This is a genomic window from Streptomyces tropicalis, from assembly GCF_029269835.1.
GTDB classification, from domain to species: Bacteria; Actinomycetota; Actinomycetes; order Streptomycetales; family Streptomycetaceae; genus Streptomyces; species Streptomyces tropicalis.
Window position 1 is genome coordinate 330297 of record NZ_JARJBB010000006.1, and the last position, 14752, is coordinate 345048.

Below are 14752 nucleotides of genomic sequence, written 5' to 3' on the forward strand. Positions count from 1 at the left end.
GGTCGGTGGTGGGGGTGAGGCAATCCAGGCGGGGGGAGCGGGGGCCGGTCATACGGCATCCCGCGGTGTGGCGTTGGCGAGGAGCCATTCCATGGCGCTGCGGATCGTCGTGCGGCACTCGGCCGCCGGCAGTCCCGCCGATTCCCCCGCCGCCTGGATTGCTTCTTCGACCGTGTGGCGGGCGATGTGTCCCCAGGCGACGAACCGGGCCACCTTGCACGTGCTGCGATACATGGTGGTGTTCCGCCCGCCCTCACTGGCGGCCCGGATGACCGCGCACTCCCGCTCCAGCGCGGTGCGGGCAGCCTTGGTGCCGTCCCCCACCCGCCCGGGCACCGTCGCGGCTTCGAGCTTCGCGGGCCCGGCGAGCACGTCGGCGAGCCAGACGGGTAGCGGGGCGACGGGCGCCAGCTCGGCGATGTCGTAGGTGCCCTCGGGGGTGGTGCTGCCGGGGGCGACGACGTATCCGCCCCAGGCGCGGGTGTCGATGTGCGGGGCTAGCCGCTTCACGCTGCACTTCAGCCGCGCGCCGGGTGGGGTGGTGAAGTACAGGTGTCGTCCCCCGCTGGGGGTCCGCACCTGGTAGGTGAGCGGGTTGGGCTGTCCGGCGCGCTCGCAGAGCGCCGTGAAGGAAGTGGCGCCGTCAGGCGCTCCTTCTTCTCCTGGCTTGGGCACGTCGAGGTCGACGACGAGCAGGCCGGCGGGGCCGGTGGCGATGCCGACGTTGTAGGGGCGGTTCGCCCATGCCATCTGGATGAGTTGGGGGTCGGTGGTGGCGCGCTGCTCGGGGGTGCGGTGCCCGTCTGCGCAGCGGCCGGTGTGGGGGCAGGTCCGTTCGGGGTGTCCGGCGGGCCGTTTGGTGCCGGGGTGCAGGGGGATGACGGGCCAGTCGCGCTCTGCGGCGAGCAGGGCCGCGGTGAACAGGTGCAGCGATTCCAGGTCCACGGTCAGCGGTTCGATGTGCAGCGGAGCCGTCTGTAAGGCTCGCCGGATGCCGGTGGGTTGGGTCATGCTGGAAGACCTCCAACAGATCTGATCTGGATTGGTTGGGCAAGGGCGGCCCCGCGACTTTGGCGAGACGAGGGGGCCGCCCTTGGCGTAGCTAGAACGGGGGCTCGGCGTCCGCTCCCGCGGCGGCGGAGCTGTTGGCCGCGGCCCACGGGTCGTCGCCGGCCGGGCCGGACGCCGTGGCGTGCTTGGCGTTGATCTGCACCGTGGTGAAGCGGACGGAGGCGCCGATGTCGTCGACCTCGACGGCGAGCATGGAGCGCTTCTCGCCCTGGTCGGTGGTCCAGTCGTGCTGCCGCATCCGCCCGGAGGCGACGACGCGGGAGCCCTTCTTCAGGCTGTCGGCGATGTGCTCGGCCAGGGTGCGCCAGGCGGCGCAGCGGTAGAAGGCGGTGGTGCCGTCCTTCCACTGGTTCGAGGTGCGGTCGAAGCTGCGCGGGGTGACGGCGATGGTGAACTTGGCGAGCGCGGCGCCGCCCTCGGTGAACTTCAGCTCCGGGTCGTCGGTCAGGTTGCCGACGAGGGTCACGGGGGTCTCTCCGAACGACATGTGAGCGTTCCTTCCGGTCAGCGGGACAGGGTGTTGCGGTTGCGGGCGATCAGCCCGTAGGCGGGGGCGGTGATGGTGTTGGTCTCCTGCCGGACCGGGCCGGCGTAGTGGTGGTGGGTCTCGGTGCGGACCGTCTTGAGTGAGCGGACCGCGGAGCCGACCGCGGCCGTGACGGCGGCGAGGGCGGCGATGGGGAGGGTGATGAACAGGACGCTGGTCAGGGTCACGGCGGCGAGTCCCTGGCAGGCGAGCCAGATCCCGCAGCCGAGCCCGACGCATCCGGCGCCGACGCCGATACCGACGACGGCCGTGCCCGCGGCCCACGGCGGGACGATCCGCCGGTCCGGCTGCAGGACCGGGGGCGTGCTGCCGTAGGCGGGTAGGGGGCTCGGGTCGCGGTAGGCGGTCGGTATCTGCGGGGTGGGCCGGTATGCCTCGGTGAGGATGCGGCGGGCTTCCGCGGTGGCTTCGGCGTCGGTCAGGTGCGGGTGCCAGGCGGTGGGCTGGTCGTGGTCGGGCATGGAGGGCTCCTGCCTTGGTCAGGTGAGTTGTTGGGCGGCTTCGACGAGAGCGCGGCACAGGGCGCGGACGGGGCCGGCGGCTCCGGTGCCGGCGGTGAAGAAGCCGAACAAGAACAGGACGAGGGCGCTGAACGGGCCGACATAGCGGCCGCGCAGCAGGACGAAGGCCAGCACCCCAAAGAGTGCGACGGCGGACAGGGTCACGATCACGAACGACCTCCCGGGAGACATCGCGCGGGCAGCACCCGCCGGGTGCTGCCCGCGCTGTGGCTTGTCGCGTTGTTTGTCTTCTGTCTTGTCGTGCGGCTTGTCGCTTGTCTTGTCTTGTCGCTTGTCGCCATGCAGGTCACAAGCCGTTTCCGGGCCTCCAGGACCGACCCGGCGGCTTGCGTTTGGGGCGATCGACAAGCGACAAGTGATCAGTCCTCGCCGGGCTGTTCGGGGGCGTGGTGGCGGTGGACGTAGCGGGCTTTGGTGCCCTCGCCGATCCGGACGGCGGTACCGTCCTGCACCCAGGTCTTGAGCCAGCCGACTACCGTCTGACGGTTCGTGCCGTGGGCGTTAGCGAGTGCGCGGGCGATCGCGGACGCTCCGGTGCCCTCGCGTCCGGCGGCGAGCAGCAGCGCGAGCGCATCCTGTTGCGCGGGGCTGTCCTGCTCGCCCCGCAGTGCCGACAGGTTCAACCCGGCCGCCGCGGGCGGCGGGCCGTCCGGGGCGGGGGTGCGCGGGTCGGGGGCGGTGCCGAACTCGGCGTCGATCTGCTCCCGGAACCGCCGCAGCATCTCGTCCTCCGGCGAGGCCTTCTCCGCCAGCCGCTCCTGCCGCAGAGCGGAGAGGTTCAACGCTCCGGCCGGGGTGCCGTTGTCGGTCGGCTCCTCGGCGGGCGTGCGGTCGAGCATCCAGGCGGTGCGGTCGGCATCCCAGCGGCGGGCGTAGGCGGGGCCGGCCGCCTTCGCCGACACCTCGTCCAGGACGGGGTGTCGGTCGGATGTGGCGGCGATGATCTCCCGGATCTGGTCGGGCAGGATCCGCCACGCCTTGAACAGCGCGGCCGATGACTCGGGGGTGCCCATGAACCCGGCGCCCTTGTAGGGGGCCTGGTCGACGCGCAGCCCGCGGGAGCCGGGGAACATCTTGGACAGGTCCATGCCCTCGGTCTCGCCCCCGGTCAGGGCGACCCGGACCTTGGCCTCCCGGCGGATCATCAGGTTGCTCAACACCGAGCCGGTCGCGCCGAGGGCGGTGAGGACGGTGCGGATGCCCATGGCGCGGGCGATCCGGATGACCTCAAGGATCCGCTCGGCGAGCTTGCGCATCTGCCGGTCCGGGCTGGCCAGGATCTCCGCGCCCTCGTCGATGACCAGCATGATCTGTGGAATCTTCGCGCTGATGGGCAGCAGGTCCGTGTTCGCCTTGGCGAGCAGGTCCTGATAGCCCATCTTGCGCTGCTTGGCGACCTTCACCGCGGTCTCCAGCATCGTCACGGCCTCGTCGAACGTCCCGGCGAGCCAGTCGACGCCCGGCCGGACAGGCTTGCCGTCCTCGGCCTGAATCTCGCCGTTGAGGGCGGGCAGGACCCAGGGCAGGCCGGCGCTGCCGGCGTTGAGGTCGATCACCCAGGTGAGCATGTCCTCGGCGCGGGCGAACCCGGCCAGGATGGAGTGGACCAGGTTCGTCTTACCCGACCCCGTGGGCCCGACGATGAGCGCGCACTGCTCGCGCAGGTAGGTGCGGATCTCCTCGGCGTTGGTGCGATATCCCCAGGGGATGCCGGTGTGCAGGGACAGCGGCCCGTAGTCGGCCGGGTAGGTCCGCTCCTCCTCCAGCACGTTGACCGTGGTCACATCGACGATGACCCGGCCCTGGTGGATGCCGGGGGAGGCGGTGGCGGTGCAGCCGTGCGGCAGCCGCGCATCCGCGGACAGCCGCGCCGACTCCGCGGCAATCTTGTTCCAGGTCGCGCCGCCCGGCGGCAGTTCGGCATCGATGGAGTACCCGGTCCCGGTCTCCCAACGCTCCACCCCCACCACACGCACGGAGATGCTGCACACGCGCTGGATACGGTCCACCCACTCCGCCGCGATCGCCCGCCGCTCCGCAGACAGCTCCGCGGCGATGGCGCGCTGCTCGGCTGCGAGGGCTTCTTCTTCGCGGGCTTCTTCGTAGAGGTTGGTGGAGCGGGTGGCGGCGCCGATACCGACACCGATGGTGGCCAGCGACCCGAGGGCGGCCCAGGTGAGGGGACCGTGGGTCATGGCCCAGGTCGTCCACCCGGCGCCCACGAGCCAGGATCCGGCGCGGGCGGCGAGGGTGCGGCCCGCGTTGCGGACGCGTAGTCCGGCGATGGTGTGGCCGAGTGCTCCGGCGGTGCCGACGGCGAGGGCCCAGCCGGGTGGCATTGTGGTGGCGGCGCCGGTGGTGGCGACGGCGAAGGCTCCGGTGGTGGCGGACAGGGCGCCGGTCACGGGTCCGTGACCGGCAGCCCAGTCCAGCACCGGGCCACTGCCGGCAGCCTGCTTGGCGGTGGCGGTGCTGCTCATCTCAGACGTTCCAGCCCTTCTCGGCTTCGGTGCCGTTGCGGGGGTCTTCGTGGCGGGCGATGTCCTGCTCGTGGGCCTGCCTAAACAGCGGGCCCATGTCCTCCGCCACGGCGACGGCGCTCATCAGGGCGCCGAAGATGTCGTTGAAGCCGTCCGCGACCTCCTTCTCCAGCGGAAACTCACTGTCGGAGCGCTCCGCGAGGGTCTTCATCACGTTCGCCACGCTCGTGAGCGCGGCCGGCAGCCCTTCGACCATGGCGAGGATCTCCATGGCGTTCTCGGGGTCGTACTGGGTGGCGGCCTGCTCCATCTCGGAAGCGGCCTCCTCGAACCGGAAACCGGACACGTGCTCTCCTTCACTCACCTCGGGATTGGTGCTGGTGGGGACCGTGACCGCGGGCCGTTCGACGCCGTCCGCAATACCGTCCGAGCCGTCCTTGGCGGCCTCCGCGTCGGCGCTGGCCTCCTGCTCGGCCTGCTCCTGGCGGATCGCCTCATCACGCGCGGCCCGCTGCTCGACTGCGAGACCGGCCAGGCGCCGGTAGAGGCGGCGGCCGGGATACATCAGCCAGCCGATGCCGAGCTTGCGGCCGATTGGCGTGGTCAGGCAGCCGATGAGACCGACCGGCAGAGCCAGCAGGGCGGCGAGCAGGCGGCGGCCGTGGAAGCGGGCTGCGGACCGGCGCAGCGCCTGCCGGGCCGCCCGGCGAGCGGGGGCCTTACGGACCGCGGCGCGCTGCGCGGCGACAGTGGCGCCAGTCTTCGCGTCCCGCTTCGTGCGGTGCTTTGCGGCCGCCGCGTCTCGTGCCGCGCGCGCCTTGCGGGCGGCACCGCCCAACAGCCGACCACTGCCTGTGCCCTTGGTGCGCTTGCCCAGGCTGGTACCGGGCGTGCTTTTGGCGTTGCGCCGAGCGTCGGCTACCGCCCTGCGGGCCGCGGTCGTCTGCGCCCGCTTGTCCCCGCGGGATCCGCCTGCGGCCTTCTGCCCGGCACGCAGGGCCTTGACCTGCCCGGCCCGCCCGGCACCCCTACCGGCGCCGCCGGCCGCGGGCTTGGACAAGCCCGACCCGAGCTTGCGGCCGGTCTTCGGGCTGACTCCGGTGCTGCCGTTGCGGGCGGCCAGGCCAGTGGCCCGGCGCTGGCCTGGCACGCCGCTCGACCGACCGCCGGAACGGCCAGCCGCGCGGCTTCCCACCCGGCCGCCTCCGGCTCCGGCGCCGCCGCGGCGCAGCGCCGCAGTGCGGGCGGCCGAGCGGCCGGCGACGCGGGCCGCGGTTCGCCGGGCGTCTCGGCGCGGGTTGGGCTTGCGGGAGCGGTTGGCGGCGACCGTGCCCAGAACCACCGCGCCGGTAGCGGCGACCGCGGCCGCGATGGGCCCGCCGGCCAGCGAGGCGGCAGCGACCATGCTCACGGTCGTGTTCGCCCCGGACAGGGCGAGAGGGACGACCGGCCAGCCACCGGGCGTGTGCTCCACCTCCTTCCCGTCCGCGCCCGGAGAGGGAGCGTCCGGCGGGGGCGGTGCGGTCGGGGCAGCCTCGACGGCTACCGGCTCAGTGCTGAGATCCGTCATGCTGAGAGCACTCCTTCACGGGAGTAGGGCCCGGCCGGGGCCGTAGGAAGTCGTCCGGCCGGGCCTGCCAACAGGGCTTAAGCAGCGCGCTGTTCCTCGGGGTAGGCGCAGGCCCCGCAGGCACCAAGAGCCGTGGGGATGACGTATCCGGCGTCTCGACCGCACTGCGGACAGGTGCGCCGGGCGGCATTCGCCTTCGCCAGGGCCGCCCATTTCGCGGGGGCCATAGGCCGGACGGGCTTGGCCTGCTCGACCGCATACAGGTAGGCGACCAGCGGACCGCGACGGCGCCGCGGCCGCTCGACCTGCGCAGCCACGTCCTGACCACCGGGCCGCATCCCGAGCGCACGCAGCTGGCGGCGCGTGGCCAACCCGTCCGGGGCGAGACGCCACCGGTACACCGGCAGCGTGCTCACGACGACGTGCCTTCGAGAACGAGTCCGGTGCCGTCGCGGTGCTCGGCGTAGCGGGCCGAAACCCAGCCGACCGACCAGCCACACAGCTCCGCAGCCGCCCGCACCGGCAGGCCCTCACCGAACGCCGCATGCACCACGAGACGGGCCCGGTCCTCCGGGAGCTTCTCGGAGGCAGGGCCGGCGGCGAGGAGCGCGGCGCGTTCACGTCGTTCACGCTCGGCCCGCTCCTGCTGCTGCCGGCGCGCCTCCTGCTCACGCTCCAGCCGCTCCCGCTCCCGGCGCTGAGCGGCCTCCCGCTCGACGCGTTCACGCTCGCGCTGCTGCTGTTCACGCTCACGCTCACGGCGTTCACGGGCCTCCCGCTCCACCCGCTCCCGCTCCACCTGTTCGGCCCGTTCGGCGCGGCGGGCGGCTTCCTCCCGCTCGGTCTGCTCACGGGCCAGCCGGGCTTCATGCTCACGCTGTTCACGCAGCAGCATCGCCGCGTGCTCGCGCTCCTCCCCGGCCCGCCGCTCGGCCGCCTCACGGCGCTCGACCGCGGCCCGCTCGCGGGCTTCGTGTTCGGCGCGCTGCTCGGCCTCCAGCCTCGTCACGGCCGCTGTGATCGCGCGGCGGTAGGCGAGTCCGGTCTCTGCGGTGACGATGAGCAGGAGTGGTGCGACCGCGTGCACGGCAACGCCGACCAGGTCGTTATTCAGGGCTGAGTCGGCGACGTTGAGGGCGAGGGTCATGCAGCCGGTCATCCACCGCAGGACGACGGGCCACCGGCCGCCGTGTCCGCCGAGCCGGGCGAGGACCGCGTCCAGGCGGACCACGATGACCACCGCGGCATCGACCACGAGCGGCAGGATCGGCGCGGTCCAGTCCCACCGGGCGGGGGTGTGCTGGGCGGCGAGGGGTGTGACGGTGAGGACCGAGTAGAGCATCGCCCCGGCCACGATCAGCCACGTCCCGGCCGACAGCGCGCGCTCGGCTGAACGGATATGAACGGCGTTCACGCGACCACCCCCGCCCGTGAACGCACCCGGATCGAGGCGAACAGAAAGACCGGCGAAGAGGGATCGCCGTGGGTCTCGCCGTGCTCCTCCCACGTCCACGTAGCGTCCGGCACCGGCTCGTAGCCCAGCGCGCTAAGTGCTTCCGTGCGCTGCGTGAACGTCGGCACCGTGCGGTTGAACATGCGCTCGGGCCAGGGGGCGGTGGTGTTCAGCAGCGCCACGTACAGGCGCCACCGGCCGCAGCCCCGCCGAACCGCGATCTGCGCGGTGAACTCCTTCGGCATCACGCGACCTCCGGCATGCCGGCGCCGCCACGGTTGGCCAGGTCGCGCCGGGCAGCCATCACGCGGTGCTCCGCCCTGCGTAGCCGCCGCGTGGCCAGGGGGTTGGCGGGTCGGTCCATGAGGGCGATCCGCACGTCCAACAGCTCCACCTCAGCGGAGATCAGCGGCATCTCCGCGTCGATCGCGTCCAGCTCCGCAGCCGTCGGCTCGCGGTCGTACTCAGCAGCGGTAACAACCGCCTGAACAGCACCGATGTACTCCATGGGTCGTGACTCCTTCGCTTGGGAACGGCCCGAACGCGGCTCCCGGGTGGCACCCCGGGAGCCGCTCGCCGTGGGGTCGGCGGCTCCGACTCCCCGCACCCCCGCCTATCCCCGGCCGCACAAGCGGACCGGAACACGGGCGGGAGAGGCAGCCGGCCGCAGCGCCAAGCGCCGCGAAGCCAGAACGGACCGGAACAGGTACTGCGGTGCTGCCGGCCGGTCCGTCCGGCAGCACCGTCGTATGTCGTCGACTCACTTCCACTCCTTCAGGGCTCTGATCAGGGGATACGCACTGCAAGGGGGACTGTGTCCCCACTCTCCGGCCGTTGCTCGCGGTCGCCGGGCCACCTCGCCAGTACGGGTCGGAACCCTGTTCCACCTGGCCTTTAGCGGGATTGCAGCGTCCCCGCCATCTGCGCATGCGGCATGAAGTCGCCTTCTGCCGAGTTGCTTGCCTTCAGCGTTGCAGTACCTGTTTTACAGGTACTGCATAAGGGTTCGTCAAGTACGTTGCTGGAACCCCTTGGTCTCGCGCCGGAACTTCTTGGCGCACATTCAGAATCGGTGCAGATCAGGGGCGTTGGTTACCCCAGGCATGGACAGCTGTAGGACTTCTGACTACGGTCAAGAAGTCCCTAGAGGTCCCGACGGTGGTGCAGATGTCGAACGAGCGTTTACGGTCCGCCCTCCTCGCGCGGGGCATGACTGTGCAGAGCCTCGCCGAGCTGATCGAGGTCAACCCGAAGACTGTCGAGCGCTGGATCACGCAGGGCAAGGTTCCGTACCGGCGTCACCAGTACGCGACCGCGGCGGCGTTGAAGGTCGACGTGACGACGCTCTGGGATGACAGTCGTGCTGTCGACAGCGCGACGGACTTGACCAAGGCTGAGATCATTGCGGTCTACCCGCATCGGCACACTGTGCCCTCAGGTCTCTGGCGTGACCTCTACGCACGTGCAGAGGGCAACCTAGATGTGCTCGTCTACTCGGGGCTCTTCCTGTCCGAGGATCCTGTTTTCCTCGACCTCCTGAAGAGAAAGGTGGAAGGGGCCACCCAGGTGCGCATCCTGCTGGGGGACCCGGAGTGCGAAGCGGTCCGGCAGCGCGGCATCGATGAAGGGCACCGGATCATGGACGGCAAGATCCGGAACGCGTTGGTTAACTACAGGCCCCTCTTCGAGAGCCACCCAGAAATCGGCTTCCGGCTACATGCAACGACGCTCTACAACTCCGTATATCGGTCGGATGACGAGATGCTCGTCAACCCCCATGTCTACGGCATCGGGGCCTACATGGCGCCGGTCTTTCACCTCCGGCGCATGCCGGGCGGCGGCCTGTTCGACACCTACGCGAATAGCATCGAGCAGACCTGGGGCGGTGCCCGCCAGGTCACAGATCGAGACCTCACAGGAGCCTGAGCATGGGACGCATTGACTACCTGCATGATCCCGATGCCCCGCCGGCCAACTCGGTTGTACCGTCTGTCGTCGCCTTCGTGCGGAACGACGCCGGCCAGGTGCTGATGATTCAGCGATCTGACAACGGACGCTGGGCACTCCCTGGTGGCGGGCACGACGTGGGCGAATCCATCAGCGACACAGTCGTGCGCGAGGTCTGGGAAGAGACTGGGATCAAGGTGGAAGTGGCCGACGTGTCCGGGCTCTACACGGACCCCGGACACGTGATGCAGTACGACGACGGCGAGGTGCGGCAGCAGTTCAGTATCTGCTTCCGCGCCCGGCCGGTCGGCGGCGACCTCCGCACGAGCAACGAGACGACTCAGGTCCGCTGGGTCGCCCCCGCGGACCTGGCGACGCTGGACGTGCACCCGACCATGCGGCTCCGGATCGAGCACGCCATGGACCGGACGCGTCCGGTTCCCTACATCGGCTGACGCCTGGCCGCGGCAACCCGATCGAGCACGCGAGACGTGCACGCGAGGATCTCGGGTTCGGCTCGGCGGATGAACTGCCCGATCAGGCTGTCCGGCCCGTACCGCCCCGCGATCTCGTTGATCCGATCGATCGGGTTCGTCGGCGAACCGTCCGGTGTGGTGTTCATGTCGCAGTAGCAGAGGGCGTCGTTCAGGTGCTCGCGCTCGCGGGGGAACTCCCCTTCCAGCTCCTCGCGCATGCCTCGGGCTTCCGCCTCCATCCAGGCACAGGAGTGGTGGGCGACCAGGTTGATCACCCGTTCATCTGCGCCAGCCACGTCCCGGAGATAGCGTGCGCCGTCCAACGGATGAAAGCCCGTCTTGGCCAGGTCGGGTGCGTAGCCGACGTCGTGCAGGACCGCCGTAGCCTCCAGCAGATCCGCGTCCTGGTCGAGGATGAGCGCGATCGTACGCGCCCTCTCTGCGACCCCCAGGCAGTGCTTCCACCGTCGCGGCAACGGCTCAGCCAGCAGGGACTCAGCTAGGGGATAAGCCCACTCCGTCAACTTCGGCAAGCTACGAACACTCCTCTCGCGTCGGCACGGCGCGGACCGTCCGCACCTTGCCCTGCCCTCCCTCCGCCAGCACGCCGGCGGCGTCCAGCTTCTCCAGCGCCTTGGCTACCGTCGGACGTGAGACGCCGAACCGCTCGGCAAGCGCCGAAGCACTCGGGAAGGCTTCCCCTACTTCGAGCCCATCAGCCGTGATGACGTCCGCGATCCTCTGATGGAGCGGACGCCGTTCGACTTGCACCCCCGAGCGCACGACGCGCCACCGCTCGCCCGGCGCCGGTTCGGCAATGCCTTCCTGCTTCAGCACGCCGAACGCGCGGACAGCCACGCCACGCGAGACCTTGTAATCGCGCACAACCTCGGTCAGTGACGGCAGCACCGTCATGTCCGGGTCTCCCTCAATCTGCGTCTTCAGCGCGTCAGCAATCTTCAGGAAGGTTCCCCGAGGGTTGGCCTGCTGCGACACCCGCTCTCCCTCTCCCTCAGCCAATCGTCCTATCCCAGCTTCCCATGCTGGGCAGGACCATGATGTTGGTCAGACTCCGCTGCCTCGTCGGCTTGATGGGACCTTCTCTACTTGCACAAGGTCCGACTGCGCCCGCGCTCCGTCAGACATGAGTCGGCTGAGCGCCGGCGCTGGGATCGCCGCTGTCTACTGCGAGTTCGCTGTGGCCTGCGCGGGGGCTCTCATCCCGTCCACCGTCGCCCCAGGCTGAGCCGAGCAGACGCGGCCTCTGGCGTCCAGGTCGTTCACATACTGGCGCCCTCCACCTGATCCCCAGGAGCCACGTCACAGCTACCAAGGTTCAGCCGTCGGCGTGCCGTCCGGGTCGAGGCCATACGGCCACGGGTCATCGAACTCTTCGCGTCTTGCTCTCGCCTTCGATAGCGCACGTACGGCAGCTCCGTCCCCGGCATTAGCAGCCTGTAGCGCAATCTCCTCAGCACCAGCGTGGTCACCCATATCTTCTTTGAGTTCACTGAGTCGACACATGGCATACGTACTTCCCGCTTCAATTGCTCGCCAATAAAGAGACTCAGCTTCTTTAATATTTCCAGATTTTTTCATCAATCCAGCGAGGGGGGCCAACGGAGCATTATTGCCAGAGTCAAGCAACGTTCGATATAACGCTTCCGCCTCACCCAGCCTACCGTTATTCTCCCTATTGTTTGCGAATTCAATCAGGGCGTATGCATTTCCATCCCGCCCGGCACGTTCCAGCATCTCTTCGGCTTGATCCCGATTTTCCGACCCAAACAACAAATAGCGACACATGATGCCGTAGGTGTCACCACTGCGACTAGCATCCGCTACAGCTTCGGAAAATCCTTCATAATCCCCTACATCTCCCTTCTCTTCGATCCTGGAAACCGGCTGCGTCATCTCTTTCTTTGAGCGCCACGACCCCACAGACGAGTACTGCGCTCCCGTTACTCTATCCAGACGTCCTATCGTTGCGCGTGCAGCCTGACGGACCATGAGACAGATCGAACGAGTCAACAGGGAGACGGCCTCGGCAGCATCTCCTCCCCTGTTGGATATAATGCGCCCTAGACATCCCAGAGCTTCCGTGTCCCCCAAATATACGGCTTTCCGGTACAACCTTTCCGCCGCTTCCACCTCTCCCGACATCTCACACATTTCGGCGAGACGGCATGCGGACTCACCGTTACCAGCTTCGAAGGCTCTCCGATACCACTCCTCGGCACCTTCTCTATCTCCGACGCTTTCACGAAAATATCCCAACCCGTTCATGGCGAAAGCATTTCCCATTTCAGCTGACCGTCGATACAGGGGTTCAGCCAGTTCGGGATGCTCTTCCATCCATATATCAGCCAGCTCAGCCAACGCTGAGGCATCTCCTTGTTCCGCGACTCGCCTGGTTAAACGATGAGCCCAGTAAAGTCGATACCGATCATGAGCAGCTTCAGCTATATTTGCGAGCTCCATGGAATCTGTTAGATGCTCATGAGCTGCCTCCCAGAAGGAGGTTGGCGGGCAAAATTGGCCACGCTCAAATCTTCCTAACTGCTCGAGCGAGTCGGCCAGTCGGTATTTATAGGCGCCAATCTCGTTTACTCGATGCGACTGATGCAATGGAGACGAGCCGCGAGGACGAACGAGCGTCAGGGGCGCCAAATTTCCATGGACTGGCCTACTGGATTCCCGAAAGGCTTCCTCAAGCCAATTGGGACCAAAGATTGCATATTCAGAATCCGCGAGATAGTCTCCTATTGCATGAACAAGGAAATTCCCCGCTACATGGCTCCCGATGCCAAAGCGGCGTCCATCCATGGCCGCCTGGATTAGTGACCGGGCGGCGGGAGCGGTCATTTTGTATCGCTCGGACAAGGCGGGAGCGCCTGCTAGATATTGAGTCAGGCGTCCGTCTTGTGCTTGTTTCAGCGCTTGAGTCAGTTGCGGGTCGCCTGCGCTTGCCATGAGCCTGGCTTCTCTAATTGCCACTGCATCAAAACTGTCGGGAAGCGAGATCAAGCGTCCCGCCAAGAGTTCCCTCGTTTGTGGGTGCGCATCTGGCCTTCCCGGTGCGGGAAGAGCCGTGTAGTCAGTCGCGTAGTTATTCCACAACGTACCTAAAATAAGGATGGGGCTGGCCTGTCGGTTAACTAGGAGGGATCGAAGAGCAGCCGCGATACGCTCCCCCACCCCCTGGCCGGCACCAAGGTAATGCTGGGCTTCGTTTAGCCACACCACAGTGCGCGGCGCCAGTCGCTGGAGATCGTTCAAGGCGGCTTCAGCTCGTGTGGGGTCGAAAGGGTGCCAGAGGCGCCATCCTCGTGGCACTAGAGGTTGAATCGCCTCCCAACAGGCGCGGGTCTTCCCTGTCGAGGACGGCCCGACCAGCACGACCATCCCGCTTTGGCCGTCGGCTGCCGCCGTAACAAGGTCATCCAGTTCTCGATCGTGGTGTCGGCGTACATAGCCAGGCAGCCGGCGAGCCTGCACGCCCTCCAGTCCGGTCATGCCTGGCACGACATCGATGGCAGGATGAACTTCAAGGTCGTGGGGGTCAAAGTCAACGATTGGCCGCCCAATGCCCGCAGACGGGGAGGTCGCGCTCTCACCTGAAAACTCGTGTTGAACGCCAGCAGCCGTTGTCCGGAGCTTCAGGAGAACCTGCACGTCGAGGTGAAGTGCTCGGGCAAGCGCGCCAACGGTTCGGGCAGAGGGAGCAGGAGCGGACGTGTTGAACGCCTCGCTGACAGCAGTCCGTCCCAACCCCGAGCGCCGTGCAAGGGCAGTCTTCGTCATGCCCCGTTCCGCCAGCCCGCACTCCAGACGGGCACGTAGTTCAGCCAGGGCCGCCTCAGGCGACGACTCATCATCCATGGCCATGCCATCCCCCGTGGTCGTTCGCTCCTGTTCGTCTTCGACCAGTTCTACCGTCGCGGACCACAGCGAACAGCAGCTTGACGAGATTGAGCGGCACAGATTGACGCACTGATAGGAGATCGATCGTGTCTGACCACTCTGCTGCTGTTGTTCTGGGCTGCGCCGCGGCCGTGTTGCTCGCTGCACTTGTCGCGGTTGCTGCCGCGTTTTTTGCACGCCGAGATCGCGCCGCCTACCCCGCCGCCTGCTCGCGGGCAGCCGCAGCGTTCGGAGCGGCCCTGACGCTGGCCTGCAGTGTCACCACGGCGTTGACAGCCCTCAAACGATGATCACCGATCTCCGTTCGATGCCGGGCCGAGCACATCTAGCACAGGGTGGCGAGCCACACCTACGACCCTGAGGTGGTCCAACGTGAGAGGTGCAGGAGCCTCCGGACCCATTTGCGCAGATTCAGCGAAGCAACGCGTGCGCGCCGCCCGCCGGGAGCCAATCGGGGAGCCAACCAAGACGTCCGACGACGAACCGCCCCGAACCGGCACGGACGGTCGCACTGTTCCGTCGCAGGTGAGTCACCGTGTCCCTCCCCCTCTTTCTGAGCCCCCGGTTAGTCCGACCTTAACGCCGCCATAAGGATCTCCTCCGACCGCCTCCGGCAGGCGAATTCGCGGTTCCCGGGGGCTAGCTTGCTGATCGCCCCCCACGGGATCCGGCCCCGGAGCCGCCGCTCCGGAACCGGTTTCCCGGCCCCAGGACCGTACGAGGAGTTCCCCCGTGCCCGCCCCCTTGGCCCTGTTCGCCCCGG

The 14752-nt window shown here is 68.1% G+C and carries 15 protein-coding genes; 2 read left to right on the plus strand and 13 right to left on the minus strand.

The window, feature by feature from the left end; genetic code table 11:
* Window positions 1–48 precede the first annotated feature (48 nt).
* The 10 genes from P3H78_RS15345 to P3H78_RS15390 all read right to left on the minus strand — a co-directional run bounded on the left by P3H78_RS15345 (window position 49) and on the right by P3H78_RS15390 (window position 8150).
* On the minus strand, window positions 49–1011 hold the full coding sequence (locus P3H78_RS15345; protein ID WP_276109526.1) for a bifunctional DNA primase/polymerase: 963 nt from the start codon (window positions 1009–1011) through the stop codon (window positions 49–51).
* 91 nt (window positions 1012–1102) lie between these two features.
* Window positions 1103–1558 carry a single-stranded DNA-binding protein gene (ssb, locus tag P3H78_RS15350; protein WP_276109527.1) on the minus strand — a complete coding sequence of 152 codons (456 nt, stop codon included), beginning with the start codon at window positions 1556–1558 and terminating at the stop codon, window positions 1103–1105.
* A 17-nt stretch (window positions 1559–1575) separates the two neighbouring features.
* On the minus strand, window positions 1576–2079 hold the full coding sequence (locus P3H78_RS15355) for a hypothetical protein (protein WP_276109528.1): 504 nt from the start codon (window positions 2077–2079) through the stop codon (window positions 1576–1578).
* Between the two features lie 18 nt (window positions 2080–2097).
* Window positions 2098–2289: a hypothetical protein gene (locus tag P3H78_RS15360; protein WP_276109529.1), complete on the minus strand. Its 192-nt coding sequence runs from the start codon at window positions 2287–2289 to the stop codon at window positions 2098–2100.
* A 209-nt stretch (window positions 2290–2498) separates the two neighbouring features.
* Window positions 2499–4619, minus strand: a complete 2121-nt coding sequence (locus tag P3H78_RS15365) for a hypothetical protein (RefSeq protein ID WP_276109530.1) — start codon at window positions 4617–4619, stop codon at window positions 2499–2501.
* Between the two features lies 1 nt (window position 4620).
* Window positions 4621–6024, minus strand: a complete 1404-nt coding sequence (locus P3H78_RS15370; RefSeq protein WP_313884404.1) for a hypothetical protein — start codon at window positions 6022–6024, stop codon at window positions 4621–4623.
* A gap of 242 nt (window positions 6025–6266) precedes the next feature.
* Window positions 6267–6605, minus strand: a complete 339-nt coding sequence (locus P3H78_RS15375) for an RRQRL motif-containing zinc-binding protein (RefSeq protein WP_276109532.1) — start codon at window positions 6603–6605, stop codon at window positions 6267–6269.
* Entirely contained in the window at window positions 6602–7603 is a 1002-nt protein-coding gene (locus P3H78_RS15380) for a DUF2637 domain-containing protein (RefSeq protein ID WP_276109533.1), read from the minus strand. Before P3H78_RS15380 ends, P3H78_RS15375 begins: the two co-directional genes overlap by 4 nt.
* A complete protein-coding gene (locus tag P3H78_RS15385; protein WP_276109534.1) occupies window positions 7600–7887 on the minus strand; it encodes a DUF6303 family protein in 288 nt (95 codons plus the stop codon). Before P3H78_RS15385 ends, P3H78_RS15380 begins: the two co-directional genes overlap by 4 nt.
* Entirely contained in the window at window positions 7887–8150 is a 264-nt protein-coding gene (locus tag P3H78_RS15390) for a DUF6284 family protein (RefSeq protein WP_276109535.1), read from the minus strand. The genes P3H78_RS15385 and P3H78_RS15390 overlap by 1 nt, the downstream gene beginning before the upstream one ends.
* A 659-nt stretch (window positions 8151–8809) precedes the next feature.
* Here P3H78_RS15390 and P3H78_RS15395 point away from each other — a divergent pair.
* Both P3H78_RS15395 and P3H78_RS15400 read left to right on the plus strand, forming a co-directional pair.
* Window positions 8810–9568, plus strand: coding sequence for a helix-turn-helix domain-containing protein (locus P3H78_RS15395; protein ID WP_276109536.1), 759 nt, complete (start codon window positions 8810–8812; stop codon window positions 9566–9568).
* Between the two features lie 2 nt (window positions 9569–9570).
* Window positions 9571–10044, plus strand: coding sequence for an NUDIX domain-containing protein (locus tag P3H78_RS15400; protein ID WP_276109537.1), 474 nt, complete (start codon window positions 9571–9573; stop codon window positions 10042–10044).
* On the opposite strand, the gene P3H78_RS15405 is transcribed toward P3H78_RS15400, so the two are convergent.
* From P3H78_RS15405 to P3H78_RS15415, 3 genes are all read right to left on the minus strand, one after another.
* Window positions 10032–10598 carry an HD domain-containing protein gene (locus P3H78_RS15405; RefSeq protein WP_276109538.1) on the minus strand — a complete coding sequence of 189 codons (567 nt, stop codon included), beginning with the start codon at window positions 10596–10598 and terminating at the stop codon, window positions 10032–10034. The two genes, P3H78_RS15400 and P3H78_RS15405, sit on opposite strands and share 13 nt — an antisense overlap.
* A gap of 1 nt (window position 10599) precedes the next feature.
* Window positions 10600–11061 (minus strand): GntR family transcriptional regulator, encoded by a 462-nt coding sequence (locus tag P3H78_RS15410; RefSeq protein ID WP_276109539.1) that lies wholly within the window; start codon window positions 11059–11061, stop codon window positions 10600–10602.
* Window positions 11062–11391: 330 nt separating this feature from the next.
* On the minus strand, window positions 11392–13953 hold the full coding sequence (locus tag P3H78_RS15415; protein WP_276109540.1) for a helix-turn-helix domain-containing protein: 2562 nt from the start codon (window positions 13951–13953) through the stop codon (window positions 11392–11394).
* Window positions 13954–14752: the final 799 nt, after the last annotated feature.

Bases quoted from the DNA above. Each gene is read 5' to 3' on its own strand.
- P3H78_RS15385 (WP_276109534.1), bottom strand. From the start codon at position 7,887: ATGCCGAAGGAGTTCACCGCGCAGATCGCGGTTCGGCGGGGCTGCGGC.
- P3H78_RS15390 (WP_276109535.1), bottom strand. From the start codon at position 8,150: ATGGAGTACATCGGTGCTGTTCAGGCGGTTGTTACCGCTGCTGAGTAC.
- P3H78_RS15415 (WP_276109540.1), bottom strand. From the start codon at position 13,953: ATGGCCATGGATGATGAGTCGTCGCCTGAGGCGGCCCTGGCTGAACTA.
- P3H78_RS15370 (WP_313884404.1), bottom strand. From the start codon at position 6,024: ATGGTCGCTGCCGCCTCGCTGGCCGGCGGGCCCATCGCGGCCGCGGTC.
- ssb (WP_276109527.1), bottom strand. From the start codon at position 1,558: ATGTCGTTCGGAGAGACCCCCGTGACCCTCGTCGGCAACCTGACCGAC.
- P3H78_RS15355 (WP_276109528.1), bottom strand. From the start codon at position 2,079: ATGCCCGACCACGACCAGCCCACCGCCTGGCACCCGCACCTGACCGAC.
- P3H78_RS15345 (WP_276109526.1), bottom strand. From the start codon at position 1,011: ATGACCCAACCCACCGGCATCCGGCGAGCCTTACAGACGGCTCCGCTG.
- P3H78_RS15365 (WP_276109530.1), bottom strand. From the start codon at position 4,619: ATGAGCAGCACCGCCACCGCCAAGCAGGCTGCCGGCAGTGGCCCGGTG.
- P3H78_RS15395 (WP_276109536.1), top strand. From the start codon at position 8,810: ATGTCGAACGAGCGTTTACGGTCCGCCCTCCTCGCGCGGGGCATGACT.
- P3H78_RS15400 (WP_276109537.1), top strand. From the start codon at position 9,571: ATGGGACGCATTGACTACCTGCATGATCCCGATGCCCCGCCGGCCAAC.